General features: G+C 52.4%; 27 protein-coding genes and 2 pseudogenes. 17 read left to right on the top strand and 12 right to left on the bottom strand.

What is annotated here, in order from left to right; translation table 11 throughout:
• Nucleotides 1-79: 79 nt before the first annotated feature.
• From ACR0AY_RS12500 to ACR0AY_RS12510, 3 genes and pseudogenes are all read right to left on the bottom strand, one after another.
• Nucleotides 80-1,837, bottom strand: coding sequence for an adenylate/guanylate cyclase domain-containing protein (locus ACR0AY_RS12500; RefSeq protein ID WP_170513665.1), 1,758 nt, complete (start codon nucleotides 1,835-1,837; stop codon nucleotides 80-82).
• A gap of 433 nt (nucleotides 1,838-2,270) precedes the next feature.
• Nucleotides 2,271-2,954, bottom strand: coding sequence for a LysR substrate-binding domain-containing protein (locus ACR0AY_RS12505; protein WP_480454293.1), 684 nt, complete (start codon nucleotides 2,952-2,954; stop codon nucleotides 2,271-2,273).
• 42 nt (nucleotides 2,955-2,996) lie between these two features.
• Nucleotides 2,997-3,203: pseudogene (locus ACR0AY_RS12510) on the bottom strand (helix-turn-helix domain-containing protein); the annotation flags it as partial.
• A gap of 94 nt (nucleotides 3,204-3,297) precedes the next feature.
• On the opposite strand from ACR0AY_RS12510, the gene ACR0AY_RS12515 reads away from it, so the two are divergent.
• The 9 genes and pseudogenes from ACR0AY_RS12515 (at nucleotide 3,298) to ACR0AY_RS12555 (ending at nucleotide 10,234) form a co-directional block, all read left to right on the top strand.
• A complete protein-coding gene (locus tag ACR0AY_RS12515) occupies nucleotides 3,298-4,950 on the top strand; it encodes an ABC transporter substrate-binding protein (RefSeq protein WP_170513671.1) in 1,653 nt (550 codons plus the stop codon).
• Between the two features lie 872 nt (nucleotides 4,951-5,822).
• A pseudogene (locus ACR0AY_RS12520) lies at nucleotides 5,823-6,002 on the top strand (hypothetical protein); the annotation flags it as partial.
• Nucleotides 6,003-6,089: 87 nt separating this feature from the next.
• Nucleotides 6,090-6,263: a zinc-binding dehydrogenase gene (locus ACR0AY_RS12525; protein ID WP_170513674.1), complete on the top strand. Its 174-nt coding sequence runs from the start codon at nucleotides 6,090-6,092 to the stop codon at nucleotides 6,261-6,263.
• Nucleotides 6,263-6,643, top strand: a complete 381-nt coding sequence (locus ACR0AY_RS12530; RefSeq protein ID WP_170513677.1) for a VOC family protein — start codon at nucleotides 6,263-6,265, stop codon at nucleotides 6,641-6,643. Before ACR0AY_RS12525 ends, ACR0AY_RS12530 begins: the two co-directional genes overlap by 1 nt.
• 144 nt (nucleotides 6,644-6,787) lie before the next feature.
• Entirely contained in the window at nucleotides 6,788-7,171 is a 384-nt protein-coding gene (locus ACR0AY_RS12535; RefSeq protein WP_170513680.1) for a nuclear transport factor 2 family protein, read from the top strand.
• A gap of 136 nt (nucleotides 7,172-7,307) precedes the next feature.
• Entirely contained in the window at nucleotides 7,308-7,811 is a 504-nt protein-coding gene (locus tag ACR0AY_RS12540) for an aggregation factor core (protein ID WP_170513683.1), read from the top strand.
• A 25-nt stretch (nucleotides 7,812-7,836) separates the two neighbouring features.
• Nucleotides 7,837-8,277 carry a TspO/MBR family protein gene (locus tag ACR0AY_RS12545; RefSeq protein ID WP_480454220.1) on the top strand — a complete coding sequence of 147 codons (441 nt, stop codon included), beginning with the start codon at nucleotides 7,837-7,839 and terminating at the stop codon, nucleotides 8,275-8,277.
• 65 nt (nucleotides 8,278-8,342) lie between these two features.
• Nucleotides 8,343-8,795: a CIA30 family protein gene (locus ACR0AY_RS12550; RefSeq protein ID WP_480454221.1), complete on the top strand. Its 453-nt coding sequence runs from the start codon at nucleotides 8,343-8,345 to the stop codon at nucleotides 8,793-8,795.
• 266 nt (nucleotides 8,796-9,061) lie between these two features.
• Nucleotides 9,062-10,234 (top strand): adenylate/guanylate cyclase domain-containing protein, encoded by a 1,173-nt coding sequence (locus ACR0AY_RS12555; RefSeq protein WP_170513686.1) that lies wholly within the window; start codon nucleotides 9,062-9,064, stop codon nucleotides 10,232-10,234.
• 88 nt (nucleotides 10,235-10,322) lie between these two features.
• Here ACR0AY_RS12555 and ACR0AY_RS12560 read toward each other — a convergent pair whose 3' ends face one another.
• A complete protein-coding gene (locus tag ACR0AY_RS12560; RefSeq protein ID WP_480454222.1) occupies nucleotides 10,323-10,562 on the bottom strand; it encodes a hypothetical protein in 240 nt (79 codons plus the stop codon).
• Between the two features lie 23 nt (nucleotides 10,563-10,585).
• Nucleotides 10,586-12,118, bottom strand: a complete 1,533-nt coding sequence (locus tag ACR0AY_RS12565) for a phospholipase D family protein (protein ID WP_480454223.1) — start codon at nucleotides 12,116-12,118, stop codon at nucleotides 10,586-10,588.
• A 240-nt stretch (nucleotides 12,119-12,358) separates the two neighbouring features.
• Between ACR0AY_RS12565 and ACR0AY_RS12570 the strand changes: the two genes are divergently transcribed.
• Nucleotides 12,359-13,222: a hypothetical protein gene (locus ACR0AY_RS12570; RefSeq protein ID WP_480454225.1), complete on the top strand. Its 864-nt coding sequence runs from the start codon at nucleotides 12,359-12,361 to the stop codon at nucleotides 13,220-13,222.
• 37 nt (nucleotides 13,223-13,259) lie between these two features.
• Here the strand turns inward: ACR0AY_RS12570 and ACR0AY_RS12575 are convergent, their stop codons facing one another.
• The 5 genes from ACR0AY_RS12575 to ACR0AY_RS12595 all read right to left on the bottom strand — a co-directional run bounded on the left by ACR0AY_RS12575 (nucleotide 13,260) and on the right by ACR0AY_RS12595 (nucleotide 17,805).
• Nucleotides 13,260-13,709: a MarR family transcriptional regulator gene (locus ACR0AY_RS12575; RefSeq protein ID WP_170513692.1), complete on the bottom strand. Its 450-nt coding sequence runs from the start codon at nucleotides 13,707-13,709 to the stop codon at nucleotides 13,260-13,262.
• On the bottom strand, nucleotides 13,699-14,799 hold the full coding sequence (locus tag ACR0AY_RS12580; protein ID WP_170513695.1) for an Acg family FMN-binding oxidoreductase: 1,101 nt from the start codon (nucleotides 14,797-14,799) through the stop codon (nucleotides 13,699-13,701). The genes ACR0AY_RS12575 and ACR0AY_RS12580 overlap by 11 nt, the downstream gene beginning before the upstream one ends.
• 215 nt (nucleotides 14,800-15,014) lie before the next feature.
• Nucleotides 15,015-15,692, bottom strand: a complete 678-nt coding sequence (locus ACR0AY_RS12585; protein ID WP_170513698.1) for a GntR family transcriptional regulator — start codon at nucleotides 15,690-15,692, stop codon at nucleotides 15,015-15,017.
• The gene (locus ACR0AY_RS12590) at nucleotides 15,689-16,720 is read right to left on the bottom strand and encodes a Gfo/Idh/MocA family protein (protein WP_170513701.1); all 1,032 of its coding nucleotides are present in this window, start codon (nucleotides 16,718-16,720) and stop codon (nucleotides 15,689-15,691) included. Before ACR0AY_RS12590 ends, ACR0AY_RS12585 begins: the two co-directional genes overlap by 4 nt.
• Nucleotides 16,717-17,805, bottom strand: a complete 1,089-nt coding sequence (locus ACR0AY_RS12595) for an isocitrate/isopropylmalate family dehydrogenase (protein WP_170513342.1) — start codon at nucleotides 17,803-17,805, stop codon at nucleotides 16,717-16,719. The genes ACR0AY_RS12590 and ACR0AY_RS12595 overlap by 4 nt, the downstream gene beginning before the upstream one ends.
• Before the next feature lie 135 nt (nucleotides 17,806-17,940).
• Here ACR0AY_RS12595 and ACR0AY_RS12600 point away from each other — a divergent pair, with 135 nt between their 5' ends.
• The 7 genes from ACR0AY_RS12600 to otnC are packed head-to-tail and all read left to right on the top strand — an operon-like array spanning nucleotide 17,941 to nucleotide 24,263.
• Entirely contained in the window at nucleotides 17,941-18,948 is a 1,008-nt protein-coding gene (locus ACR0AY_RS12600) for a tripartite tricarboxylate transporter substrate binding protein (RefSeq protein WP_170513704.1), read from the top strand.
• A gap of 56 nt (nucleotides 18,949-19,004) precedes the next feature.
• Complete coding sequence (locus ACR0AY_RS12605) at nucleotides 19,005-19,754, top strand: hypothetical protein (RefSeq protein WP_480454228.1); 750 nt, start codon at nucleotides 19,005-19,007, stop codon at nucleotides 19,752-19,754.
• A 4-nt stretch (nucleotides 19,755-19,758) separates the two neighbouring features.
• Nucleotides 19,759-21,270, top strand: coding sequence for a tripartite tricarboxylate transporter permease (locus tag ACR0AY_RS12610; protein WP_170513707.1), 1,512 nt, complete (start codon nucleotides 19,759-19,761; stop codon nucleotides 21,268-21,270).
• On the top strand, nucleotides 21,267-21,557 hold the full coding sequence (locus tag ACR0AY_RS12615; protein ID WP_480454230.1) for a putative quinol monooxygenase: 291 nt from the start codon (nucleotides 21,267-21,269) through the stop codon (nucleotides 21,555-21,557). Before ACR0AY_RS12610 ends, ACR0AY_RS12615 begins: the two co-directional genes overlap by 4 nt.
• Nucleotides 21,554-22,354: an N-acyl homoserine lactonase family protein gene (locus tag ACR0AY_RS12620; RefSeq protein ID WP_170513710.1), complete on the top strand. Its 801-nt coding sequence runs from the start codon at nucleotides 21,554-21,556 to the stop codon at nucleotides 22,352-22,354. Before ACR0AY_RS12615 ends, ACR0AY_RS12620 begins: the two co-directional genes overlap by 4 nt.
• A complete protein-coding gene (otnK, locus tag ACR0AY_RS12625; protein WP_170513713.1) occupies nucleotides 22,348-23,625 on the top strand; it encodes a 3-oxo-tetronate kinase in 1,278 nt (425 codons plus the stop codon). Before ACR0AY_RS12620 ends, otnK begins: the two co-directional genes overlap by 7 nt.
• The gene (gene otnC / locus ACR0AY_RS12630) at nucleotides 23,622-24,263 is read left to right on the top strand and encodes a 3-oxo-tetronate 4-phosphate decarboxylase (protein ID WP_170513716.1); all 642 of its coding nucleotides are present in this window, start codon (nucleotides 23,622-23,624) and stop codon (nucleotides 24,261-24,263) included. The genes otnK and otnC overlap by 4 nt, the downstream gene beginning before the upstream one ends.
• A 263-nt stretch (nucleotides 24,264-24,526) precedes the next feature.
• On the opposite strand, the gene ACR0AY_RS12635 is transcribed toward otnC, so the two are convergent.
• Nucleotides 24,527-25,516, bottom strand: coding sequence for a HupE/UreJ family protein (locus tag ACR0AY_RS12635; RefSeq protein ID WP_170513719.1), 990 nt, complete (start codon nucleotides 25,514-25,516; stop codon nucleotides 24,527-24,529).
• Nucleotides 25,513-26,343 (bottom strand): peptidyl-prolyl cis-trans isomerase, encoded by an 831-nt coding sequence (locus ACR0AY_RS12640; protein ID WP_170513722.1) that lies wholly within the window; start codon nucleotides 26,341-26,343, stop codon nucleotides 25,513-25,515. The genes ACR0AY_RS12635 and ACR0AY_RS12640 overlap by 4 nt, the downstream gene beginning before the upstream one ends.
• Between the last annotated feature and the right edge of the window lie 8 nt (nucleotides 26,344-26,351).

Below are 26,351 nucleotides of genomic sequence, written 5' to 3' on the forward strand. Positions count from 1 at the left end.
TTACGTTTCAAGGCGCTACGCAATTTCGTGGCAACCAAAGCGATCTTCGATTTCTACAACCCAATATAATACTGCGGCGCTACTCTGGTAGACCGGCCTTTAGCATAGCATCCGCCCAGAATTTGCGCAGGGCTTCAGTTTTGTAGACCATGTGCCCGGTATAGGTTTGCACCGAAAATTGAGGTTCGATTGAAAGAACTGCGTCTACTGCTTTCGTAGCATTTTCGGTGTCATCAAGATCAGCGTGGATCGCTGCCAAACGGATTTGGCACAACAAGGTGCCAGGCAAGCGGGTTTCCAAGTGCCGGTAAACTGTTCTTGCTTGCTCCAGCTGACCTAACCCACGATAGGCATCCCCCAAATGGCTGAAATACCAGTCCGGGCTGTAGGGCGACAGCCGAATGGCCTTTCGCATGCTATTCAGGCTTTCCTCAAGTTCACCGCAACTATTGTACGCAATTGCCAGCATGGCATGAGAAAGCGAGACACTGGGTTGCCGTTCGATAGCTTCATTGCAAAAGGCTTTGGCTTCATCAAAACGAGATTGGTTGGTGAAAATATACCCTTGCAGTGCGTAGACATCAGCCGGGACATTTTTCATCGCCAACAATGCGTCGCAGATAGATTGGGCCTCGTCAGTTGACGCCTTCGGATCTTGATGAAACCCAAGGCGGGCACCGGCTTGCAACGCCCAGCCGAGGCCCGTTCTGAATGACGAGTTCTCGGGGTCAAGTTCAACCGCTTTCCGGTAGAGCTGAATCGCGGAGAGATTCCCTTCTTTTGTAAATTTATATTGTTCACTGATGCCACGCATCATCAAGTCCCACGCCTCAAAGTTAGGCGCTTGATCAGCCCAAAGCCTGAGCTCTTGTCCGTGTGTAAGGTTGACCGCCAAAGAGATGGAAATTTCGCGTGTGATTTCATCTTGAACGGAAAAAATGTCTTCAATCTGACGGTCATACCGGTCGGCCCACAAATGCGACCCGGTTTGACACTCAATAAGCTGCCCGGTGATGCGAACCCGCTGCCCCGCCTTTCGAACACTCCCTTCAAGGACGAAACGAACACCTAACTCCCGTCCGACCTGTCTTACATCGACAGACCTTCCTTTGTAGGCAAACGTCGAATTGCGGGCCATCACGATGAGGCCATTTATATGCGACAGCGCGGTCATGATGTCTTCTGTAATTCCGTCCGCGAAGTATTCCTGCTCTGGGTCGCCTGACATGTTTTGAAATGGCAGGACAGCGATTGACGGTTGGTCCGGCAACTCCAACTGCTCACCCGTTAGAACTTCGTAGAACTCGGGTGACAGGCGCGCCGGGTCGAGATCGATGCTGTAGGCACCAATCTTATGCTCGATGTTTTTTAGATCTTGTTCACCCAGATCCTTGAAGCTGCCGGAGACCTTTCCTTTGATCTGACGGTATACATCCTCAGAAATGCAGACGCTTCCGGGTTCTGCGATTGCTTCCAATCTTGCGGCTACGTTGACACCTTCGCCAAAAACATCTGAACCTTCAGAAATCACATCTCCCAGATGAATGCCGATCCGCAATTGAATGCGTTGCACGCGGGGCACGTCAGGTTCTCGGTCCTGCATTGCTCGTTGAATGGCAATAGCGCACTCTGCCGCGTCGACCACACTGGTGAATTCGGCCAACAAACCATCGCCCATCAACTTGACAATTCGCCCTCTGGACTCGCGAATTTGGGGTTGAACCAATTCAGAAAGCAAAAGGTTTAGTCGCAGAATCGTGTTTTCTTCATCACGCCCCATGAGGCGTGAGAAGCCAACAACATCGGCTGCCAAAATCGCTGCAAGTTTCCGCTTCACTGTCTGCCCCCCGCGAAAGTTACGTTAGAGGCAACGACCCGCAAGGTCTACATTCGTGCCCCCTTGAACGCTTGCTGTTCCATCGCGAAAACCATGTTGAAGCTAAAAGATATGGCCACGAAGGCTCCGACCCGCCTGAATTCTGCTTTGGCGATTTGAAACCATCGACCGCTTTGGGCTGCCAATGCCGAATACAAGTGCAGCGCTCCGTTGAATTTGCGTAGGAGGTCTGGGCTCAGGGTTACCGTTCTCTGCGGTTTGCTGGTCTAGCTGCTCACAGCCCCGAAGCGAACAATCTCCACTGAGCTTTGAAACTCCAAAAGGCGAAAAAGTAGCAAGCCTTCAAAGGCGCTTTATGGCGTCGTTAGATTGCGACCGTTCCTCAAATTCATTTGGCTTCGCGTAATCGTTGAGCGAACAACCCGACAACCTGTTACCCCGAAGATGTTGTAAGAACTTGATCCGCTATCCAGTCAAAAACGAGTTTGGGACCTCGGCCCGAGTTGGCATGAGTTAGCGACATCACGTATCCAGCGTCGCTGGAGACCAAATCGTCCGTAACGGTCACCAAAGAACCTTTGTCGAGCAGATCATCGATTAATCCAATCCAGCCCAACGCCACGCCATCGCCAGACAATGCGGCCTGGGTGACCATGTCATAGTTATTAAAACTGATGTAATTTTTTTTTCTCTCGCCCGCTATACCCAAACTATCAAACCACCCTTGCCAGGTTTGCCAAGCAGCGGTTGCGGGTTTTGATAGACTCAACAGTTGAATTTCCAGTAAATCCGAAGATGATTGGATTGGCCTAATTTTTTCTAATAGATGTGGGCTGCAAACGGCTGCTACGACCTCTTCCAGAAGTAGTATTTCATCGGGTTTTATTTGGTCCTTTGGTGCCACATGGATTTGTATATCGCAATCGGTGTCATCTAGATCGGGTGGAACAGTCGAGGCCAAAATCTGAATTTCGATTTCTTCCCCGATTTCCTCTCGAAGGTATCCCAAACGCGGTAACAACCAGAACGTTGAGAACGCAAAATCGGCAGAAATTCGAACCCTGGGTTTAGTTTTGCGTTCAAGCAAAGAACTTACTGCATAGTTCATCTGCGCCATCGCGGGTCTTACCACATTCAAAAGCCTCAGGCCCTCGTATGTGAGTGAAACACCACGGTGTTCTCTTTTGAAGAGGACGACTCCTAGATCAACCTCGAGACCTTTTATTCGCTGCGAGATCGATGACTGCGTTAGCCCGAGTGCTTCTCCCGCACTCGTAAAATTCCCATGTCTCGCGACCATTTCGAATGCATATAGCGCGACTAGGTTGCGACTTAGACTGGTATTAACTTTGTTAATGTCATCCATAATTACTCAGCTACTGCAAAACAGCGAAAATATATACCAAAAACTGTATCAATGGGCGTGTAAGGCGCCCCAAGAGTGTACACGGGAGCCAATGATGACCAAGCAATGTCGTAACCAGACAGTCCATCCAGCGATCGCCATGCATATCGGTGAAGTGGCCGACGGAACGCTAAGCCGCCGTGAGTTCCTGACGCGTGCGACGGCACTTGGGCTGTCTGCATCGGCTGCTTATTCGATGATTGGTGTACCGCAGCAAGCACAAGCGTCGTCGAATATCCAGCCAGGCGGCACAATTCGTATTCAGCAGGTTGTGCGTGCGCAGCTTGATCCACCGCTTTACAATTGGCCTCAGCTTGGAAATGTGGTCCGAGGATTCTTAGAATATCTTGTTCAGTACAACGCGGACGGTACGTTCGAACCTCGCTTGCTTGAAAGCTGGGAAGTGAACGACGACGCCACGGAGTATGTTCTGCGTGTGCGGCCCGGAGTGAACTGGAATGACGGGCGTGGAACGCTGACGGCCATGGATGTTGCTTACAACTTTGGTCGATGGTGTGACGGCAGTTGGGAAGGTAACTCTATGGCCGCGCGCATGGGATCCTTACAGAACGAAGCTGGAGATGGCCCGGCCGCAGGCGCATTGGAAGTAGTCGACGATCTGACACTGAAGCTGAAGCTGACGCGACCTGACATCACTATTATCCCCGCAGTCACAGAATACCCGGCAGCAATCGTGCCCGATGGTTGGTCCGGCGATCCAGCGAATGACCCGGTCGGTACAGGACCATACAAACTGGTCGAGTATCTGGTTGGTGAAAAGGTCGTACTAGAGAAGAACACAGATCACGATTGGTGGGGCGAAGGCGCTTATTTGGATCGGATCGAGTTTATCGACTACGGCACGGATGGCGCAGCACATTTGGCAGCTGCAGAAGCAGAAGAAATCGATATGACCTATGAAACGGTCGGTGAATTTGTCGACATTTACGAAAGCATCGGTTGGAATCAGAGCGAGTCCGTTTCAGCCAATACCATGGTATTGCGAACAAACCGCGATGCCGAAGTGGATGGCATAAAGCCTTATGCGGACGCGCGTGTTCGCCGCGCTCTTGCGATGGCTTGCGACAATGCCATTTTGCTGGAATTGGGATACGCCAATCGTGGGACGCTGGGCGAAAACCATCACGTTTGCCCTATTCATCCGGAATACGCGGACATTGGAGCGCCGGAAAAGGATGTCGAAAGCGCACGCGCATTGTTGGAAGAAGCTGGAATGCTCGACTACGAGCACGAAATTTTCTCGATTGACGATGACTGGCGCCGAAACACAACCGACGCATTAGCGGCACAACTGCGCGATGCTGGGCTCAATGTAACGCGCACGGTATTGCCGGGTAACACATTTTGGAACGATTGGAATAAATACCCATTCAGCTCAACAGATTGGGGACATCGACCGTTAGGTGTTCAGGTGCTGACCTTGGCATACAAGTCGGGTGTGGCTTGGAATGAAACCGGTCTGGCTAGCGCCGAGTTTGACACGATGCTGGAAGAGGCCTCAGCAATCGCCGATGCAGATACGCGCCGGGTCCGCATGGAAAAGATCGAACAGTTTATGCGGGATGACGGCACGATAATCCAACCTTATTGGCGATCTCTGTACCGCCACTCTCGTCCCGGCGTGATAGGCGCGGAAAGCCACCCGATTAATGAAATTCACGTGCATAAGCTGGCTCTGGAAAGCTGAGAACTCCAGCAAATTTTAACTCCCCGGACCCGATGAGATTGGCGACGCAGATTATCTGCATCGTTGTCTCATTGGTTTCTTGGGGGAATGGGTAATCGAGTCAGAACAAGCAAATCTATCTGCTCTAAAACCAAAAATAGGGAGAAGTTGACTTTGGCGATAAAGCCACCTCTTTCGGAACTTCCGATTAAGACCGCTGACAACGGTTTTATTCGGGGTTCAGAGTAAACGTGACGGTCATCAATATAATCATCATCAGTCTGTTGGTTATCTGGTGCATCATGTGGCCAACCTAAGCCGGCAGGATTCTCGGCGGCTGGAATGCAGCGTTCCTAGCTCAGTTTGTCGCGTGGTACACTTGGGTTGTCACCAGATTTGTTTTGTCTGCATCGGTTCGGCCAACTGGCCAGCAGCCGGACGCCTGAACCTGATTGTACAAGGCGAAAAGCCTGAGTTTTCGACTTCTGCTGGTTCTTAATAATGTTCGGTGCTGGTATCGGTGTCTGGACGTTGACATGGGCCGTTGCGGAATCCGTCGCGCATTCTAAGAACAACCCCTCGGTTACTCCTTTCCGGGCGCTTATCGGTGGGTTCGAGGAAACCTCCAACATTCAAGTGCCGAAAGCTAATGGCTTCTGTGCAAAAAGCGACATCAACAGCGAAATGCGGAGAAGACTGGAACAAAGATTCATTTTTTTGACCATACCTACAACGCATGAAAACAGAGGTATCGTGCAAGTCGTTTAATTCAAACGGGATTTACGGGTAAATGATCATCCAGCAGCAGCGCAAGCGTCTGAGTTCGGGTCAGTTCTGCCACTCTATGTGGTTGAACCTGAGCTTTGGCTGCAACCCGTCGCGTCAACACGGATGTATTTGCTCGCACTGTGGCAATTTCGACGTCCAACTCATTTTTAATCCCAACACACAAGGTGAACGCGTTGATCATGGGGCCAGCGGGTTATCGGGTGGTCGGTTTTGTTCGCTCGGGCGGAATCATGGCCCTACTTTTCTTGGTTGTGTCAATGACCGGGCTTGCGCTTTTCTTCTGAGCCGCTTCTCGGCGGTCCGTACAGATGTACTCTGCTTCAGCTCAGAAGAACTCATAAGGCACTCGGTCGCCTTTTGGGACTGGAGATATGAATCGTCAAAGCGAAATCCTGAATCAGGTCGGCGGTTTGATAGACAATGGAAAGATCAGATCCACAGCAACCGATACACTTGGTAGGATCAATGCTACAAACTTAATGAAAGCGCATGCTATCCTCGAAAGCGGAAGAGCCAATGGTAAGCTTGTGCTTGAGGGTTTTTAATGAGAATTGAACGGCTGGATCATGTGAATGTCGTGACGACTAGGTTGCCTGAGATGGTTACTTGGTATGAAAATGTCCTGGGTTTGAAACCCGGGGCCCGCCCCGATTTTCCTTTTCCCGGAGCATGGTTGTATGCGGGTGATGACGCCGTGGTTCATCTTGTGGGTCACGAAGGAACACCTAACGTTGGCTCCGAAGTGAGGCTCAAGCTCGAGCATTTTGCGCTCTCAGCCACGGGGTTGAGCGCATTCGAAGAAAAACTGATCTCGAGTCAGATCCAGTATCGCAAAACTGAAGTCCCTGGGACTCGGATGGTCCAAATCCACGTGGCCGATCCTGATGGGAATCATATTCATATTGACTTCGATGACACCGAGTAATTGGCCAACTCTCGAAATAGTCGGAGCACAAAATCAAGCTCGCAACTTCTTGTCGATTAGTAATTGAGATTCTTGCCGGGTTGCTCCCCGGAATTGCGTAGGCCAACATTTTTGGGTGGTACAAACGTCGATTTGGAGATCAGCATGCCGGACCTCGAAACAAACAAGAAAAACGTCATCGCTTTCTACGAAATGATGTTCAACGAGCGTCGACCTGCCGAGGCCATAGATATCTTTGTTGGGGAAACCTATACGCAGCACAACCCGCATGTTGGCGACGGCAAGCATGCTTTTATCGAATATTTCGAGCGCATGGCCGCCGAATACCCGGGAAAGCGTGTGGACATCAAACGTGCGTTTGCTGAAGGCGATCACGTTATTCTGCATTGCCATCAAATCTGGCCCGATGGTCTCGAGTACGCAGGGATCGATGTTTTTCGCCTGGATGCTGATGGCAAGGTTGTCGAACACTGGGACGTTCTTCAGGAAGTTCCAGCAAACAGCGAGAATGACAATGGTATGTTTTGACTTCGTCGTTCTGACAGCGGTGCATGGAACTTCGAAAGGGCCTGTCAGCTAAACCACCATAGTCAAAGGGCATAAGTCTGATCCAAAAAACCCGCCAAAGCGTATCTACCAAGAACCCTTTAGCAAGGAGATAAATATGCTCCCGACCAGCATTCTTGCGGCGACCCTTGGACTATTTGCAGCCACTTCGCTTCAAGCCGGAGTTCAAATTCGCTTCATAGAAGGCGCACCCAAAGACCGTTTTGTTCTGACAAATGTAGGAACGTGCGAAGTAGAAACCTCGACCGTTAAAATTGACTTGTCGCAATCTGCTGGACGTCTGATTTTCGACGTTACCGAAAAAGGCGCGGGTGTAGAGGTATTCCAACCGCTCGAATTCGTTGAGGGTGCGGATGCACTGCGTCAATTTCCTTCGGTCGTGGACGGGCAGAATACAATTGAACTTGAGATCGTTTCCCTCGCAGCCGGGGACAAATTAGCCTTTACCATCGATGTGGACGACACGATCGGGCAACGCGAAATCACCGTAACGGAGTCGGAGATCGAAGGCGCCACGGTGTCATATACCGACGCGGATGAGACCAGTACTGCGACCTTCTCTTCCGAAGCGCTTGTCAACGTGACGACCAAGGGCTGCTGAAAGCTATCCCACAATGTCGAATTGGATGGTCCGCATAGCATTTCTTGCGCTCGTGTTGGGAGGCGGCATCCTGATCGGGATATTGACCGCGCCTGGCGATTGGTATGCGCAGCTTTCTAAACCTGCTTTCAATCCACCAAATTGGATATTTGGCCCGGTCTGGACGGTGCTTTATGTGTTGATCGCCATGGCGGGTTGGCGCCAGTTCGAAACAGACCGAAGCTCGACTGCCATGAAGCTGTGGTGGGCACAGATGGGTCTAAACTTTTCGTGGTCCCCAATCTTTTTCATACTGCAACTACCGTGGTTTGCGTTTGTGGTAATTGCCGCGTTGCTGGCTGTCATCGTCATGTTCATTGCTCAGGTTAGGAACTCAGATCGGATCTCCGTACTGGGCTTCCTTGCGTACTTTGCGTGGGTTGCATTTGCCGCTGCGTTGAACCTTTCCATTGCGATACTGAACTGAGCAGGAACAATATACGTGCCAACTTTGCTGGGCTTGTTTCAAGTCTTGTAATCATCGGATGCACAATGGCACAGGCTGATGAAAATCTTGCAGAAGACTTCTCCAGGTCTCCGGAGACGCGTTGGGACTACGTTGCCGACACCGTCATGGGAGGAGTTTCTTCAGGACAGGCGCAGTTTCGTTCGGAACGTGATGTTGCGTTCGCCCGGTTGACCGGAACCGTCAGCACAAAAAACAACGGCGGCTTTATCCAGTTCCGACGCAAGTTGTCTGATCGACCAGATGAGGGTGTATCGGGCGTCAGGCTGTTGGTACGGGGGAATGGCGAGCAATACTTCGTCCACCTCAGGACACGTGGCACGGTGCTTCCATGGCAATACTATCAGGCCACGTTCGCAACTTCTGACAACTGGACCGAAGTCTGGTTACCTCTCTCAGGCTTCAAGGCTTCAAGGCTTCAGGTGCCATGTTGCGCGCTATTCCCGTTGCTGACGAAATCACCTCAGTTGGAGTTGTAGCCTACGGGAGAGATCACGAGGCCCGCGTAGATGTCAGCGAGATTGGTTTCTATTGAAGGTTTCCCAAGAGAGGGCTGCAATCTTCAAATAGGTCTGTTTGGAACCGCGCGGGATCTAAATTTACAAACCATCTTCCCGATGGAATACATTCCGTTGATGCCCGAGCATCAATTTGGACAGGTCTGATCAGGCTGCTCAACAACAGCAACCGACATTGCCAATCCAATTGTCTTTGCTCATCGTTTCCAAGCGAATAAATTGGGTCCATGGAAGAAGTCACTCGACTGACCGAATGGATGATTACAGAAGGTCGTCGCTCCGGTGATCCTGTAAAGGTGGTGTCACAGTTTTGTTCCTCCTTGATCGAAGCCGGAGTGCCGCTATGGCGGGCAAACATTGGCCAGCGCTTTGCCAACCCATTGCTTATTGCCTGGGGGGTAGTTTGGACGCCTGAAGGCACCGACAGCTACGACGTCACGCATGAGACGATGTTGACAGATGGTTATGTCGGGAGTTCATTCGAGTATATTCTTGCGAACAGAAAGCCACTTCACAAAAGTCTTCGGCGACTGGACTTGGAAACAGAGCATTCATCCTATCTTGAATTTGCAGAGCAGGGCGGCACAGACTACTATGCTACTTTGCTCTATTACGGCGATGGATCGCTGCATGGATGTACGTTTGTTACTCAGGCAAAGGATGGTTTCTCGCCCGAACATCTTAGGCTGATTGAAGCGGCCTTACCGGCCCTTTCTTCCGCCTTGGAACCTGTCACGATGCGAAAATCGTCTAAAGGTCTGCTTCGAACTTATTTAGGAGATGGACCTTCCGAGGCCGTCTGGAGCGGCAATATAAAGCGCGGAGAGCGAACAACTTTGGATGCCGTGGTGATGTTCTCTGATCTGCGAGGCTTTACTGCACTTTCCGAGACCTCTCCGGAAGAAGATATTTTCGACACGCTTAGCGACTATTTTGATCTGGTGGTTAAAGCCGTAGAGGACAACGGTGGAGACGTCCTCAAGTTCATGGGCGATGGCATTCTGTCGATCTTTACTATTGAAGCTCAAAAAGACCATGCCGACCGCTGCAGAATGGCGGCTCTTGCAGCGCAGAGTGTGCTGAGTGGTTTGAACGATCTCAACACCAGACGAGACGGGTTTCAAAAACCGCCTTTGGATGTTGGTATTGGAATTAACGTCGGGCAGGTCAGCTATGGTAATATCGGCAGCCCCGGCAGGCTTGATTTCACAGTTCTGGGCGGGGCGGTGAACGTTGCAAGCCGAATTGAAGGTTTAACAAAATCAACTGGTCGGAGAGTGTTGGCGACGTCAGCCGTTGCAAGTGCTGCTCCGAACATGTTCGTTAGCTGTGGGGATCACGAAATACGTGGCCTTGCGCAGCCCATTGAGTTGTTCTTTCTCACTGAAGATGCACAATAGTCAGCTATAGTTATTCAAAACAATCTACCTTCGGCATCTTACGAAATTAGATGATCGCTAGAAATGAAACACAAAGCGCAAAAATCCACTAAGGCACGGCAAGCTGAACGTAACTGTTAGAGTAACCGGAAAACGGGACTTGCCCGTTGTCGTTCAGCTTCCCTGGAATGATGAACATGGCCATTGACTTTGGTAGCAGGCATTTTCCCGCCAGCAGTTGATAAAATGAATATCTAGTCTGTGTTAAGAACTGGATATTGGGAAATATCTGCGACTGATGTCCTATTTCTTTTTTGCTGCCATCTTCGCAGGCGCCGGTGACGGCCAAGCGATCAAGTAGTTTGCAGAAACCTAAAGCTGGGACCCAATTGGTAAAATACTTAATAGCCCGGCAACTATGTGATCCCAGGCCGATCCTGTCGGCTCGAATTGGAACTCAAGAATGGTGCCATCATTGGCTCTTGTCGTCCATTTAAGCTGGCCAGCTTGCTCGAGCGTCACGTTATATGTGTATGCGGGTAGTGCGTCGTCCAAGGCTCCCATCGTCTGCGCAGTCAACGCTGGAGAGTCAATCAGAATTCCCATCTCGGTGTTGATGTTGACAGATCGCGGATCCCAGTTGAATGAACCCACGAACAAGTACTGGTCATCAATTGCAAATGCCTTGGAGTGCAGGCCTGACCTGGATTGAGCCCAGTTAATACCGCGGCGCTGGACTTGATAAGCGTCGGGTCGCAGCTCGTAGAGTTCTACTCCACCGCGTAGCAGTGCTCGGCGTTTCTTGGCGTAGTGTGCGTAAACGGGTGCGACGTCGTTAGATGCAAGTGAGTTGGTTACAACCTTTACGTCGACCCCGCGGTTCTCGAGTTCGGTCAGCCATTTCACACCGTTGTTGCGCGGCACGAAGTAGGCGGACACGATGTTCACTTCACTGCTGGCATTCTCAAAGTACGGAAGCAATTGAGATGCAAGAACGGGACCTGAGTTCTCTAGGCCCGCGGCCTTTGAAGGCGGATCAGCATAAAGTTTCGCTGGCAGCCAATCCAGTAACAGGGCACCATCCGCGAAGTTCTCTTTTGCCGACTTTCTGAGCGCTGCGCCGTACTGCGTTTGCTTCGCTTCCTCGACGAGTTCATTCAACCTGCTGCGTGCATCGCTCAGGTCAAATTCTTCGGGTTCTCCGACAACCACGCGAGCCGGAACAGCGAATTCGCTGTTCCAGTAAGCGTCAAAGCTACGTGACACTTCGCGTACAACTGGGCCTGCGGCCAGCACATCCAGATCGGCATAGTTCATTTCTTCCCGCGCCAAAAAATACTCGGCACCGATGTTTCTCCCACCCACAATCGTGAACACGTTGTCTGCTGTCATGGACTTGTTGTGCATTCTGCGATTGATGCGTTTGAAATCAGTCAGACCCGCGATCAAAAGGCTCTGATCTCGCCAGAACGGGTTGAATAGCCTTATTTCAATGTTTTTGTGATTGTCCAACGCAGCGGTCATCGCGTCGTAGCCCGACGTATCCATATCATCCAACAACAGCCTGACACGAACACCCCGATCCGCCGCTTGCAATAGGCTGGCAGCGAACAGGTGACCGGTTGGGTCGTCGTGCAGAAGATAGTATTGCGCGTCTATCGTTCGCTCGGCCGCAGTGGCCAACAACAGCCGAGATACGAGCGCTTCTTCTCCATCACTGATCAGCTTGATGCCTGACCGACCGTCTTTAGGATCCCCAAGGCGATTGGCCGCCTGACCCAGAGCAGTGCTGGAATTTGCCGGTAGCGCAGCAGATACAGTCTTTTCATACGTGCGGGTTTTCGGAGCGCAAGCGACAAGAAACAGCGCGCAATAAACACTAATCACGAACTTCCACAGCGCCATTGGCTTTCTCCAACCCTATGCCCTAGGTGACTACGCCCGAGCACGCGATTGCAAGTTTGTTCTATGAATCCGGAGGTTGTTTCGTTCGCTAGTGTTGATTTCGTAACTCTCACAAGCGCCATGTTGTTGGTTTGCGATTTCGACACACCCCTAGTTCCAACGGACTATGGCAGAACCCAGATGCGTCGAACCACACCGCTCGTAACCAGTTTCCGTGTTATAAGTCTTTGATCAGGTAAAATGATGCTCTCTGATTTTGGAAGTTTAGGTGCTCTTAGCATTGACGTGTTACGATTCCACCCCACAGTTTTGACGCAGATTTTCGGAGCATCCAGAGTGTTTGTGAGGACAACCGCCTTGTTGATTTTTGCTGTGTCGACCCCGGCCACGGCATTGCAGCTTCGCGAAACAGGGCGTTATGAACTTAATCAGCCCGCAAGTCTTGACTACGATCCGACCTTTTGTGGGTTGTGGATTGCGAACGAGGGGCCCGAGGCAATTCTCGTTACATTGCAAGGTGATGAATTGCGCCGTATATCCAGCGATCTCTTTCGGATCAAAGCAATTGCTGTTGAAGGGGATCACTTGTTGCTGGGCGATGGTCTCGGCAGTCTTCAACGTGTCACCAAGGACGGATCACGCCTGGGAGCACCCTTCGAATTGGAAGGTGGTTTCGCGGATACGGAAGGAATTGCGATCAACGCCAAGGGACAGATCGTGACCGTAGAGGATGACCCCGAACGGTTGTCGTGGTTCACCTCAGAGGGTGCTTTGACGGCGAGGTTGGATACCATGAAGCTCTCTCCTCCCTTGAGTGAGGCGCAGGGCATCGCGATTGATCCGCGTACCGGCCACATGTTGATTGTTGATGACTGGGAAGGGTCAAACAGCCTGTATGAGTTCACGGCAGATGGCCAACTGCTCGCCCAGCAAAGTTTGTTGGAATTCGGAACCGATCCAGAAGGCATCGCCATTAGGCCGGGGTCCAATCAACTGTTCGTTGCATTCGACGGTGGCGCGAAGATTGTGACATTTGACTACACGCCCACTTTGCCTGAAGGATCGCCGCCGCTCCCGCCGGGCGCGGATTGCATGATGTTCTGAAAATTTGGTTGCTTGCTTCGGCTGGCGCAGGTTTCGGCTAGTCGCGCTCGCTGTCCAAAGTTTCGCGTATGAGCGTCAGATTAGGCAATGATTCATGGAACGGTTCAGGCCCGAGTTCGGACAAAACTGGAGCCAGGGATTCCGACATCCGCTCCATACAAGCTTTCAAAAACTCCGCGCCTTGCGGTGTAGGCCGAGCAATTTTCGAACGTTTGTCATTGGGGTTGGCTTCAAGAGTAACAAGGTCATGATTTTCAAGACTGGAGAGTATGTGCGTCATCGAAGTTTTAGGCACTTGAAACGCGTTCGAAAGTTGCTGTGGAGTTTCACCCTCGGGACGCCGTACCAGATGGCCCAAAATTCCGAATTGAGTCGCCGTCATTCTACCAGGCAAGAACGCTTCCAGCTTGGTCGAGATCAACTGATTGATGATCCCGACCTCGGTGAAGAACCGGTAAACTTCGTTGGTCTCATCTTCAGGCTTCATTCAGAATTCGTGTCTCCAGCGGCCAGCGTGGTGTGGGAATTGGTTCAGGTCCATACCCCAAACGCAGCAACATTTGCACCGTGTGGCCCGGTGACGCAAGAAGCTCATGCGCCAGAGCGTACTCATCGGCCATCTCAGGATACTCTTGAAGTGCCTGGCTGACCGGATGAACGCCTAGGCCCATTTCGGTTGTCTTCAGGTAGAAACGCATCAACTGACGTCCTGCATCGATTTGATCGCTTCGCGTATTTTTAGCTGTCGTGAGAACTGCGTACTGCGGTGTCGCGTCTAGCATAGCGAAATAGTCTTGCATGTGCGCCTGAGTGCCTGGGTGATCAACGTTCATCAGGGTCTCATTGTCCAATAGGCCGGTAAGTCGCAGCGTTTCCAGAAACGGATCGCGTAACTCAATCCCGTCCGGGTTGGCGTTGATTTCTGCTTTCCCGATCCGCATGAGGTCCACGGATTCTTTCAAGGTCTGCGGTGTTCGCATTTCGATTTCAAAAGCGCGTTTCGTGAGGTCTCGAATACGGACCACCAAATCTTCATCGGTAATCAAAGTTGCATAGTTGCCAAGCGTAGACACTTGATCGGCAGAGAGGCGCTGTTCTGTGTACGGTTCTTTGTTGGAATGCCGTTTGAGGATTTGATCTGAGAGTGGATCGGATGCCCCGCCAGATACAAACATCGCTTCTGCGATAGGTCCGTCATTCCCATCTGGCAGTAACTCGACCTCTGTATCAAACCCCTGTGCACCTGCTGCCAGAACCATCGTCTCAACAAATGCGCCGAGGCCAATATAGAGCTGGCGGTGGTAAGGGTCGGTTTCAGGAAGCTCACGTTCAGGATCACGGTGGATGCGCACTTTGTCTTGCCCAACCAACTCGATCAGCCAAGGTTGCAAATTGTGTGGATTGGGGGCGAGAATTGCGTAGGACAAAGCAGCCTTGCGTGGGTCATCATACGGTTTTGGCGTCCACGGAGCTAAAGCTTCATGGGGCGTACGTGTCGTGAGAAACCCAGCCGCGCCCGTTGCCGCCAGTATTGTGCCTCCGCCTAGAATCTTGAGAAAACGTCTTCGGTTTGGCATCTTGACTCTCCAATAGTACGATATCGAACTAAATTAATACGAAATCGTACTATTTCAACCCCAATCGATGCAGTGATTGTTTGAGCGACTAGAAAAAAGAATATCAGAGCAGCCGGAGGCAACTGCGGGTTGCCGTTATCGACAAGTATTCGGAGCGCCTTTAGTACCGAAAATAAGCAGATATTTTAGATGATTAATGGCCGGATACGAGAAGATCAGAGGCTGTTGAGCCGATGCTTTTCGAGTATCTCGCAAAGCATAGCCTTGGCTTGCAGCCTGTGTTCTCGATGACGTTCACGGGCGACATCCGGACGACCTTCACTAATCGCATGGAAAACAACCCGATGATCTTCATTGGATTTGACGGGCAGGGGTCTGATGAACAAGGTCGTTGCGCGCGCGCGGCGCACCTGGTCGCTCATCATGGCGACAATCGCTTCGACCCGTTTGTTGCCGCCCAACCGAACGAGCTCTTGATGAAATAACTCATCGGCCTCGGCCCAGGCTTCAAGATCTTCGGCTTCGATGGCTCGGTCCATCTTCGCAATTGATCCAGCAAGTACTGCCAGTTCATCTTCTGAATAACCCGCTTCGGCAGCGCGTTGTGCAGCGAGGCTCTCGAGCTCCGTCAGGATGTCGTAGATTTCACGCATATCGTCTGATGAAACCGGCAGTATCCGCACGCCTTTGCGGGGCCGCATCTCCAACAACCCCTTGCTTTCCAACATCAGCGCAGCTTCCCGTATCGGGGTGCGGGACATACCAAGGGTTTCGGCGAGTTCCGACTCCAGGTGGTCAGTTCCGGCTGCTAGTTCGCCGGATAGGATCATCTGCCGCAAATCCCTAACGGCGCGTTGCGTATTGGAAAGAGTTTTTGCGTCTTGACCCTTCACGGCGTCTCCAGGTTGATCTTTCGTCCCTCCGCAGCCGAGAGATAGATGCTCTCTTCGATGCGGATCACGTCCAAATAGTCTCGAGCCGTGTTTTCCAGCGGCGTGCCCTTTACAAGGCCTGAAACGACGTGACTTTGCAAGGCGTGGACGCAATCGCCGCCAAATCCATTATGATCGCTTGGAGGTAGAATTTGCTGCTGCGCCTGCTTTCCAAAAGCGCGGAGTTCAACTGAACCATCGCCGTTAAGAACCAATGATCCTGTTGTTCCTTCAATGAGAGCTTCACCCATAGTTTGACGCAGGTTTTTGGCGCTGTGGTCAAGACACCTGTTCCCATCAAACAGAGCTTTCAAACCATTGGGATGATCAAACAGGATATAGCCGGCGTCCTCACCCGCGATAATGGGGTTCACTTGGCGCAAGTCCGCATAAACTGCGCTGGGCGCATCGAACAAGAATCGGAATGTGTCAACCCAGTGAACTGCTGTTTCATGAACCAGGAAACGCGGCATGTCCTGAAAGTACGGCTGCCGGTCAAGGTAGGCTCGTGGTCCCTGTCCGTCGCCGGGCCGAAGCCGGAAAGTAGCTTGCAAAGGTGTACCAATTCGACCCTCGGTCATCGCCTCTTTGATCGCGCGATACCAAGGTTGAAAGCGAAAGTTCTCGTGTACAACAATAGTTGCTCCTACCGCTTCGGCCTCTGAAACAATTTTCTCAGCTTCATGCAGCGACATGCAGAAAGGTTTTTGGCAGATCAACCACTTTATTCCAGAGCGCAACGCCGTTCGGATGGTATCGGCCTGCGCTACAGGCGGAAGGATGATGTCCACGAGATCTGGTTGTTCCGCCTCCAGCATTTTTGATAGATCATCGTAAGCGGCCAGTCCTGTATCTTTCGCCTTTTTGATGTCACGGTTGCAGGATGCAATCGGAACCGCTCCGGGCATTCGAGACCAGCTTTCGTAGTGGAACTTGCTGAAATACCCCGCACCTACGCACGCGACCGTGATGGCTTGTTGAGTATTCATGCCAGCAATGCTTCCAATACCGATGAGGCTGCGTCCTGCGTTCCGGCTGTGCCACCTAGGTCACGCGTCAGGTTTTGACCGCTCTCAGTCACCTTTTCCACGGCTTCCCGTAAACGTTCGCCATCTTTGGACAGTTCTGGATGATTATGGGTCAACCCTAACCATTCAAGCATCATTGCTGCAGACAGGATCATCGCGAAAGGATTGGCAATGTCTTGTCCCGCAATGTCCGGAGCAGAGCCGTGACAGGGTTGGAACACGGCGTGGTTCAACCCGATATCTGCTGAAGGAGCCAATCCAAGACCGCCCATAAGGCCGGCGCCAAGGTCAGAAAGGATGTCGCCGAACATGTTTTCAGTCACCAGAACGTCAAATTCCCAAGGCTTCTGCACCATCCAAAGCGCAGTGGCATCAACATAAGCATGGTCTGCCCGCAATTTGGGATGGCGAGCGGCTTCAGCGTCAAACATCGATCTGAAGAATGCAAAGGCGCGGAACACATTGGCCTTGTCGACACAGGTAACCCGCCCCTTGCCACGCCCTGAAGCCTTTCGGTTTTTGGCAAGTTCAAACGCGAACCGGAATAGCCTTTCAGATATCTCGCGCGTGATCAAAAGGGTTTCACGTGCCTCGTCTTCGGTGACTTCCCCCGCGCCTTGAGTGAAGAACAACCCTTCAGTGCTTTCACGAATCAAGACAAAGTCGATCTCTTTTCCGGGAGGCAGCGCCAAGGGGGTCATTTGTCCGCTGCTAACCTTTACCGGACGCACGCCGGCAAAAAGGCCGAGCTGCTTCCGCAGGTCGATCTGTGGTGAAATCTCGGTTCCGTCAGGGTAGCGAACATCCGGCAAACCCATTGCAGATAGCAGAATCGCATCAGCCTTGCGTGCAGTTTCAAGTGAACCAGTCGGAAACGATTCTCCAGTTTTGGCGTAGTGGGCTGCGCCCGCCGGAGCGTCTGTAAACACCAGTTCGTAGGAAGGACTGCCGCGCGAGAGCTGACGCAGAATTTCAAGCGTAGGGGCCATAATTTCCGGGCCGATTCCGTCCCCGTGGAACACTGCCACATCATAACTTTTCTTCATCTTAGCCCGCTTCCTTCCCGTTTCGCATTCATAGCGCGATAGCAGCTTTCACTACAGTCCGTTGACAACGCATTCTTTAATGTATACGCAAATAAATGCAATAATAAACGCAAAGATGTTTGGGAGGACTTGGAAATGAAACTGAAGCTAGGGCAGTTGGCGGCCGCAGCCGTGATTGCAACCGGGATTTCAGGGGCTGCTACCGCGCAGGATTACCCTTACCGTGATATCACCACAGCTGTGGTCTGGGGGGCCGGTGGCGGCACGGACACGATCAACCGAATGATCATGGCCGAAATGGAAAAACACCTTCCAGTCTCGATCAATGTGATCAACCAAACCGGTGGGGTCGCAGGCTCCAACGGCATGGTCTACGTCATGAACCAACCAGACGATGGCTATACACTGGTTGGTCTGTCTGAATCGAACGTCACCGCTGCTGTGCAGGGTGGTTGGGATAAGAAATTTGACTTTTGGTATCCGTTTGTTGTTGGCGGATCACCCGATCTGATCTCGGTTCCAGCGGACAGCCCTTACAACACTCTGGAAGAACTGGTCGACGCTGCCAAAGCCGCTCCTGGCACTATTCCCGCTGCCGCGTCCGGCGCGGGTTCGATCCACCACTTGAATCTTCTCGCCATCGAGAAAGGGTCCGGTGCAGAGTTCAAGTTTGTTCCATACAAAGGCTCAGCGCCCGGGCAGGAAGCGGCGATAGCAGGTGAGGTTGCGTTGGTTGTGACTTCGCTGGCTGAACAAGCTCCTTTGATCGAAGGCGGACAGTTGAAGCCACTTGCGATGTTGACACCGGAAGATGCGCAGATTGCCGGAGCTACAGTGCCATCTGCCTTTGGCATCTATGACGGTCTCGACAAATATCTGCCACTAAAACAAGCCATCGGATTTGCCGTTCACAGCTCGGCTGGAGATGATGTGAAGGCGGCCCTCGGCGATGCGTTCGAGCAGGCGATTGCATCCGATACCGTCGCTGAATGGGCTGAGGCAAACAATTATGATGTCGGTGGTCAACACGGCGAAGAAGCTCAAGAATTGTTTGCGAACCTTGAGGCTACTTTTGCCTATACCTTGCAAGATTTGGGCGCTGCCACGGTCGATCCAGCCTCGCTGGGTATCGAGAAGCCCTAATCCGATCAATTTTGGAAGGGCGCGTTTGATCGCGCCCTTTCCTCTAGGAGGCAGGCATGGACAAAATCGACGAAACACTGGTCATGCGGACCCGCGATTTCTGGGCTGCTATTGTTCTAATAACAGTGTCCGTCTTTTTCCTTTGGAAAACGTTGGACATCCCACTTTGGGGTGAAAACCGCGCAGGTGTAAGTGGGTCGGACTGGTACAACTCGGCTGCAATTGTACCGTTGTTCATCTTCGGTGGATTGCTTGTGTTGTCCTTCGTCTTGCTGGCTATTTCGATCTGCTCAGGTGGAGCCCAGAACGCGCTCACGGCTTTGGGGATCGGATGGGATAAGTGGGAAGCCTATCGAGCATCAACAATAGGCTTGATCCTTCTTGCATATGTCGTCGGACTGGTTCCCAGAGTGGACTTCATATTGTGCTCGGGGTTACTGATTACAGCTTTGACTTACGGCTACTACGGCGGTCACGCGCGGCGTGCTTTGGTGGCCTGTGTCGCAGTTGTCTCTGCCGGGCTTTTTGCGTTCGCTGTATTTCCCGTGCAGGCGGAATGGAATGCACACAGTGATGATTGGTTTACACTGGCCCTATGGGTCTCGCTATCACTTGTGGTGTTGACCAAAGCGGCTTCTGAACGCGTTTTGCGGTTTGTGCCAGTCGTCGCATTAATGGCCCCGCTGATCCTCGTTTGCGCGATGGCCTTTATTTTCCGACAGAACGTGCCCGCGCGCGGGGGGCTGATCTTCAAGCAAATCGAATACCACTACTACGTGACGCTTCGTCCGTTATGGAAAGACTGACCGGATGGACTTTATCCTTTCGCAACTGGCTGGGTTTGGGACCGCATTCGTTGGTCTGGCAGTGGACCCGCTGACCTATCTGTATTTGATTGCATCCGTGTTCCTAGGCATCACGTTCGGCGCATTGCCCGGCCTGACCGCAACGCTGGCAGTGACGATCCTGACGGGATTTTTCGGCAACAAGATCCCATTGGACTATTCGCTTATCGCTTTGCTCGGGGCCTATGTCGGCGCGATTTATGGTGGCTCTTACCCGTCAATACTGCTGAACATTCCCGGCACAGCAGCCAGCGCGGCGACGGCCATGGATGGCTACCCTCTGGCCAAAGCAGGTCGAGGGGGCGAAGCACTTGGGCTGACCACGACGGCCAGTTTCATTGGCACAGTTATCGGGACTATCACGCTTTTGATTTTCGTCTGGGCGCTGCTTTTGGTTTCAAAGAACATCGCAAGCCCGGAGAAAGCATTGCTGGCCCTGTTCGGCATTCTGCTTTCTGGCACTTTAATGAGCGAAGACCTGGCGATTAAGGGATGGATCGCCGGTCTGATCGGGCTTGCGATGTCCATGGTGGGACTCGACCCTCTGTTGTCTGAACCGCGCTATACTTTCGGCTGGTCTTACCTGTTGAGCGGGTTTCAGGTCGTGCCAGTTTTGATGGGGGCCTTCGCCATCCCCCAAATCATCGACGGCTTGAGGCATGTTGAGGCCGGGAAAGTTCTGGCCCTGAAAGGTCGCATCCTTCCGAACCTACGCTCCATCCGACGCTACCTGCCCACCATTGGTCGGTCAGGAGTGATTGGGACCGGGGTAGGAGCGCTTCCTGGCGTCGGCGAAGATGTCGCCGGTTGGGTCAGCTACGGTGTCGGCAAGACCGTATCTGCTGAGGGCGATAAGTTTGGAAAAGGGTCATTGGAAGGTCTGCTATGCTCTGAAACAGCAAACAACGCCTGCATTGGGGGCGCGCTAATCCCGCTTTTGGTTTTGGGCATTCCCGGTTCACCGCCCGCTGCGGCTTTGATGGGGGCTTTCAAGATCAACAACGTGATCCCGGGCCCCACGATAGACCCCGAGATCATTCTGCGCGTAGTCGCAATCCTAGTGCTGGCATCCCTGACAATGTTCCTGATGGGGCTTTTCACGGCCCGGGTTTTTATCAAGATACTCGCGATCCCGCAGACCATCTTCTTGCCGGTTGTGATGGTTCTGACAACAATCGGGTCCTTCAGCGTCGGTGGTGGCATCAATGATCTCTACCTGATGCTTGGTGTCGGCGCCGTCGCCTATTTTATGAACCTGATGAAGTACCCAATCGCTCCATTGGTCATTGGGGTTATACTGGGAAGCCTGTTTGACGAAACTTTCCGCCGATCGCTGTTCTTGTCGGACGGGGATCTTTCGGTCTTCTTTTCGCGACCCGGTGCGGCCATTCTACTTGTGCTCAACGTTGGTCTGATCCTCAGCCAACTGCCCATGGCAAAGCGCGCTTTCTCACGTTTGAAAGGAATTTCCGTATGATGTTTGTGGTTACCGTCACCTTCACTCTCAAGCCCGGTACGAGAGAAACCTTTTTGCCGCTAATGGTCGAAAACGCTTCAACCTCTTTGCGTGAAGAACCCGGATGCCAGCAGTTTGACGTTTGCTTCGGCGACGATCCCGAGACAGTTTTTCTCTATGAGGTTTATGATGACAGCGTGGCGTTCTCCGCCCACTTGGAAAGCGCGCATTTCCAGTCCTTCGATACGGCTGTGGCTGATATGATCGCCACCAAGACTGTTCAACAGTATTCCGAGGTCATCCGATGAACGATTGGGAAATTCACGCCGTGAAATACGCGGATCGCAATGCCCGCACTCGACGCGACAGCTTCATATTGGATGACAATCACGATGCACCTCACGCGATGGACTATTTCGTTTGGGTGCTCAAGCGTGGCAACAAAGTTATACTGGTCGATACCGGATACGACAGCGACGAGGCAGCCGCCCGTGGTCGTCCCATTGCGATGGACCCACGCGAGGCTTTGCGCCCATTAGACATCATGCCTGAAGCGGTGACCGAGGTTATCGTGACCCATCTTCATTATGACCACGCTGGGGGGCTGCATATGTTCCCAAATGCGAAGTTGCACATGCAATCGGCGGAAATGGCCTTCGCCACAGGTCCCTGCATGTGCCACGACCACTTACGCGCGCCTTTCTCGGCGGGCCATATCTGCGAGGTCGTAAAGCGCCTCTATACAGGCAAGGTCGTGTTCTACGACGGAGAGGCCGAGATAGCAGATGGGGTGACCGTACACTGTATCGGCGGGCATTCGCGGGGGTTGCAATGTGTTCGTGTAAGAACAGCAGCCGGGTGGATGGTTCTGGCCTCGGATGCCTCGCATTACTACGAGAATTTCATGGCGCGAAAAGCTTTTCCCATCGTTGTCGATTTGCAGGACATGATGGATGGTTTCAAGACCCTAGAGAGGTTGGCCTCACATCCTCGACTTATCGTGCCCGGCCATGATCCACTTGTGCGCGAGATTTTTCCCGTCGGAGCAGCACCGCACATCCATAGGCTGGATCCAGGGCCGACGAAGGACATTAAGATATGCTAATCGGCGTCATAGCGGACGATTTCACTGGTGCGAGCGACATTGCGAACACCTTGGCAAAGGGCGTCGAGCCGGAAGGTGGGTTAAGAACCGCGCAGTTTCCAGGTATTCCGGATACCCCGGCCGACAAAGAGATCGAAGCGGGTGTCGTCTCACTCAAGAGCCGCACTGCACCTGTCGAAGAAGCTGTTGCGGACGGCCTGCGAGCCCTGCGATGGCTTAAAGATCAAGGATGCCGCCAGTTCATCTTCAAGTATTGCTCGACCTTTGACTCCACTAGGCGGGGAAATATCGGCCCGGTTGCGGAAGCGTTGGCCAACGAACTGGGCGCGCAAAAGGTGGTTTTCTGTCCAGCATTTCCGACAACGGGGCGCACCATCTATCACGGCCATCTATTTGTGCTTGGCAAGCTGTTGAACGAGTCCGGGATGGAAAATCACCCTCTTACTCCGATGACGGATGCGGACATCAGGCGGTGGTTGCAGTATCAGACCCAAGAAGCGGTTGGGTTGGTTTCAATTGACGCCGTAACGCAAGGACCAGAGGCGATTGCTACTGCTTTGCGGAACGTCGACGAACGCTTTGTGATCGGTGATGCGATTTCGGACGAGGATTTGCTGGCCTGGGGCGAGGCTCTGAAGGATGCTCAGCTCATTACTGGGGGATCTGGGATAGCGCTGGGGCTACCCAAGAACTTCGTCAGAAAAGCTTCGTCCAAAAGAGGTGGCAGTGTATTCACAGGTATCGCTGGGCCCGCCGCTATCCTTGCAGGGTCTTGCTCAGGTGCGACCCGTGGTCAGATCGATGTTCATGCGAAATCCCATCCGACCTTCGCCATTGACGTTCCGGGTGTTATGTCCGGGGATGTGACTATGCAAACGCTTCTGGATTTCTTTGAAACGCATCCGGGTCAGGCACCGCTCGCCTATTCATCGGAAAGCCCGGATGATGTGCGCGCGGTACAAGGTCAATTTGGCCAAGAAGCCGTGGCGGAAAAGCTGGACAATCTCTTTGCAGATACCGCGCGCGAACTTGTTCAGAAGAGCTACAAGCGATTGGTGGTTGCCGGAGGGGAGACGTCGGGAGCTGTCGCCAAGGCTGTCTCTGAGGCACTGGGGTCTCCGGCCATGTCAATTGGACCAGAGATAGACCCGGGCGTACCAGTCCTGAGCGTTGGAAAAACTAAACCCATTGCGCTGGCTCTAAAGTCTGGAAACTTCGGCGCTCCGGACTTTTTCGCTAGGGCGCTCAAAATGATGGAGGCCGGCAAATGAGTTCTAAAGAACAGGCGCTGCGCCAGCAGATGTCGGACCTGTGTGCATCTCTGTTTGCGCGTGGGTTTTCCGTCGGCACTGCGGGCAACGTCTCTGCACGTCTGCACGACGGCATCCTCCTGACACCAACCAATTCCACCTTGGGCGATATTGACCCCGAGCGCATCGCTAAGATTGATTTGGATGGCAACCACGTCTCCGGTGACAAGCCGACCAAGGAGGTCTTTCTGCACCAAGCCTTCTATGAGACGAGGCCACAAGCTGGTGCAGTGGTGCATCTACATTCGACCTGGGCCACCGCACTGTCGTGTCTGGAAGACACCGATCCCAATGACTGTATTCCACCGCTTACACCATACATGGTCATGCGCGTAGGCACAGTCAAACTGGTTCCATACGTCAAGCCGGGCGATCCGAAATCTGGTGATTTGATCCGCGATCTGGATGGCAAATATAGTGCGGTTCTGTTGGCCAATCACGGTCCCGTCGTATCGGGAGAGGATCTGTTTTCAACGGTCTCTGCAGCAGAAGAGCTGGAAGAAACAGCCAAGTTACTCCTGGCGCTACGAGGAATGCCAACCCGAATGTTGGATACAGAACAAGTCGCAGAACTCAAAGAGACTTTCGGAGGCACTTGAGCGGACACCGAATAGAGTTGTGTGCAAACCTTTGGACATATCGTGTAAAACTATGCGCAAATGCTACGTAGACTTATGGGCAAACTTCCAAGATCTTCACTAATGAAATCAATATCGGAAATGGAGCGTTACGAGAGAACCTTCATCGTTTGGAACTATGACCATATGCAAATCCGGGAAATATGGGCGAGTAAATGTCATTCACTATCTGTGCGAGCAGTTGTTAAGAAAGCTAAAGAAGAGAGCATTGAAAGCCACTACGATCAAAAACCGCTGACTCGTTCAATTAGCCAGTACATCGACACCGAACCGATGCTATAGGCTGTAACAAGCGTTGGCATTTGGCTGACAGGAAGCGCAATAAATCGCCAGACTATAAGCAGGATAGCCAAAGCTCCGACAAAACTCAGTTGTCCGGCCTCGACACCAAGGTTAAATGCAAGCAAAGCTGCGGGAATATCGTTAGTGGGAAGTCCTATCTCGGCTAGAGCGCCAGCAAAACCAAGACCGTGCAAAAGCCCAAATCCGAAACAAACGATCCAGGGGCTCTGTTCTGAAAGCCGGAGCCGACCTTCGCTACCCTTTACAATCTCCATCGCCAAAAAAACGATGGAGAGCGCAATAACCGCCTCGACCGGTGGGCCGGGAACATTCAAAACGCCGAGTGTTGCCAGTGCTAGTGTTATCGAATGCGCAAGCGTGAAAGCTGTAACGGCTCCCACCAGTCTCCAGGGATCACGGACCAAAACAAACAGTGCAAAGACAAACAGCAGGTGATCCCAGCCTTCTAGTATGTGTTCATAACCCAACTGAAAATAGGCTATGAAAACAGACCATGTTGTCTGTTCAAAAGGTATATTTTGGATGGCAGCATCCGGGGTGAAACGAAGCGTGGCAGGCTCGGCGTGCAGAGGATGCACACGGACCAAAACGTCGTTCTTTTGTGCCGCCAGTCCGTCGATCTCGATGGATTGGCCCGCGATCTCAGCACGGCATTCGACAACCCAGGAAGAAACCCACGCTCGCCCATCGGAGATTGGGTCAGGGCCGTGTGAGGGTGTACAGCCATCCGGTAACACCGCATCAATCGCCATTGGTTGACCATACACATCTGGTTTTCGCCAATGAACACTCCAAGTGTCCGTAGTGATTTGTCGAATTTCCAAGTATCCCGGATCAAGCGCATGCGCGTTGGCGTACCCCGTGGGCCACGTGAACAGCAGAGCAAACATCAAGCTGAAGATGAAGTTCATTTGACCTGACCTGTGAGATCGGGTGCTGTGATCTCATAATTGTCGGCAAGAGCCTCGTATTGCGCCTGCGCCAAATCTTCGCTCATGGCGCGACGCCAATCACGAAGCACCACACTGTGGATCTCTTGCAAGCGAGGTATCCGGCTTGGTTCAATGGCAAGCACTTTCACCAGATGGATGCCGTAACCCGATTGGACCGGCCCCATCCACTGGCCTTTTTCGAGATTGGCGAGACCATTGGAAAATCCGGTTCCAAAGACCGAGTCGATTACCCGTGTCGCGGTTAGGGGCATTGATGCAGGCAGTAGTGTCGCGCTTTCCAAGCCGGAAGTCTCTTGCTCCGCACGCAAGGCGGCCAGTGCCCTTTCAATCTCGGTCTCACTTGGTTCTTCACCAAGAAAAACTTGAGTGAACGCGACCTTGTTGGGTGTCGCGTAGCGGTCCGTGTTTTGTTGGAGGAAAGCCTCTAGATCTTCGTCTTCTGGAATAACTGAAGCGGCGATGGCTTCGGTCAGAAAATCCATCTTTTGGCTCAGCCGCGACCTGATCACGCTATCTCCGCGTTCTAAACCAAGTTTTCTTGCTTCCCTAACTAATACTTCTTCGCGAATTGAAGCGTCGACCAACGCTTGTAACTCGGAACCGCTTGGCTGGCGTTTCCACCTTGCTTCGAACTGTGAAGCTAACAGCGCGGCATCACTTTCGCTTATAGTTATCGTCTCCGGATCTGCAGCGGCGTCGTTATCTGGTGATATTATGTGGAACCAAATGAATATGGCAGCTCCGATCAAGAAGAAATGGAACAGAGGTTCTTTCACTATTCGCATGAAGGCTC

The organism is Ruegeria sp. A5 (genome assembly GCF_056543005.1).

What these genes read in the sequence shown, in the direction of transcription:
- ACR0AY_RS12505 (WP_480454293.1), bottom strand. Translation starts at nt 2,954, where the DNA reads ATGGCGCAGATGAACTATGCAGTAAGTTCTTTGCTTGAACGCAAAACT.
- ACR0AY_RS12515 (WP_170513671.1), top strand. Translation starts at nt 3,298, where the DNA reads ATGACCAAGCAATGTCGTAACCAGACAGTCCATCCAGCGATCGCCATG.
- ACR0AY_RS12525 (WP_170513674.1), top strand. Translation starts at nt 6,090, where the DNA reads ATGAATCGTCAAAGCGAAATCCTGAATCAGGTCGGCGGTTTGATAGAC.
- ACR0AY_RS12530 (WP_170513677.1), top strand. Translation starts at nt 6,263, where the DNA reads ATGAGAATTGAACGGCTGGATCATGTGAATGTCGTGACGACTAGGTTG.
- ACR0AY_RS12535 (WP_170513680.1), top strand. Translation starts at nt 6,788, where the DNA reads ATGCCGGACCTCGAAACAAACAAGAAAAACGTCATCGCTTTCTACGAA.
- ACR0AY_RS12540 (WP_170513683.1), top strand. Translation starts at nt 7,308, where the DNA reads ATGCTCCCGACCAGCATTCTTGCGGCGACCCTTGGACTATTTGCAGCC.
- ACR0AY_RS12545 (WP_480454220.1), top strand. Translation starts at nt 7,837, where the DNA reads ATGGTCCGCATAGCATTTCTTGCGCTCGTGTTGGGAGGCGGCATCCTG.
- ACR0AY_RS12550 (WP_480454221.1), top strand. Translation starts at nt 8,343, where the DNA reads ATGGCACAGGCTGATGAAAATCTTGCAGAAGACTTCTCCAGGTCTCCG.
- ACR0AY_RS12555 (WP_170513686.1), top strand. Translation starts at nt 9,062, where the DNA reads ATGGAAGAAGTCACTCGACTGACCGAATGGATGATTACAGAAGGTCGT.
- ACR0AY_RS12565 (WP_480454223.1), bottom strand. Translation starts at nt 12,118, where the DNA reads ATGGCGCTGTGGAAGTTCGTGATTAGTGTTTATTGCGCGCTGTTTCTT.
- ACR0AY_RS12570 (WP_480454225.1), top strand. Translation starts at nt 12,359, where the DNA reads ATGATGCTCTCTGATTTTGGAAGTTTAGGTGCTCTTAGCATTGACGTG.
- ACR0AY_RS12575 (WP_170513692.1), bottom strand. Translation starts at nt 13,709, where the DNA reads ATGAAGCCTGAAGATGAGACCAACGAAGTTTACCGGTTCTTCACCGAG.
- ACR0AY_RS12580 (WP_170513695.1), bottom strand. Translation starts at nt 14,799, where the DNA reads ATGCCAAACCGAAGACGTTTTCTCAAGATTCTAGGCGGAGGCACAATA.
- ACR0AY_RS12590 (WP_170513701.1), bottom strand. Translation starts at nt 16,720, where the DNA reads ATGAATACTCAACAAGCCATCACGGTCGCGTGCGTAGGTGCGGGGTAT.
- ACR0AY_RS12595 (WP_170513342.1), bottom strand. Translation starts at nt 17,805, where the DNA reads ATGAAGAAAAGTTATGATGTGGCAGTGTTCCACGGGGACGGAATCGGC.
- ACR0AY_RS12600 (WP_170513704.1), top strand. Translation starts at nt 17,941, where the DNA reads ATGAAACTGAAGCTAGGGCAGTTGGCGGCCGCAGCCGTGATTGCAACC.
- ACR0AY_RS12605 (WP_480454228.1), top strand. Translation starts at nt 19,005, where the DNA reads ATGGACAAAATCGACGAAACACTGGTCATGCGGACCCGCGATTTCTGG.
- ACR0AY_RS12610 (WP_170513707.1), top strand. Translation starts at nt 19,759, where the DNA reads ATGGACTTTATCCTTTCGCAACTGGCTGGGTTTGGGACCGCATTCGTT.
- ACR0AY_RS12615 (WP_480454230.1), top strand. Translation starts at nt 21,267, where the DNA reads ATGATGTTTGTGGTTACCGTCACCTTCACTCTCAAGCCCGGTACGAGA.
- ACR0AY_RS12620 (WP_170513710.1), top strand. Translation starts at nt 21,554, where the DNA reads ATGAACGATTGGGAAATTCACGCCGTGAAATACGCGGATCGCAATGCC.
- otnK (WP_170513713.1), top strand. Translation starts at nt 22,348, where the DNA reads ATGCTAATCGGCGTCATAGCGGACGATTTCACTGGTGCGAGCGACATT.
- otnC (WP_170513716.1), top strand. Translation starts at nt 23,622, where the DNA reads ATGAGTTCTAAAGAACAGGCGCTGCGCCAGCAGATGTCGGACCTGTGT.
- ACR0AY_RS12635 (WP_170513719.1), bottom strand. Translation starts at nt 25,516, where the DNA reads ATGAACTTCATCTTCAGCTTGATGTTTGCTCTGCTGTTCACGTGGCCC.
- ACR0AY_RS12640 (WP_170513722.1), bottom strand. Translation starts at nt 26,343, where the DNA reads ATGCGAATAGTGAAAGAACCTCTGTTCCATTTCTTCTTGATCGGAGCT.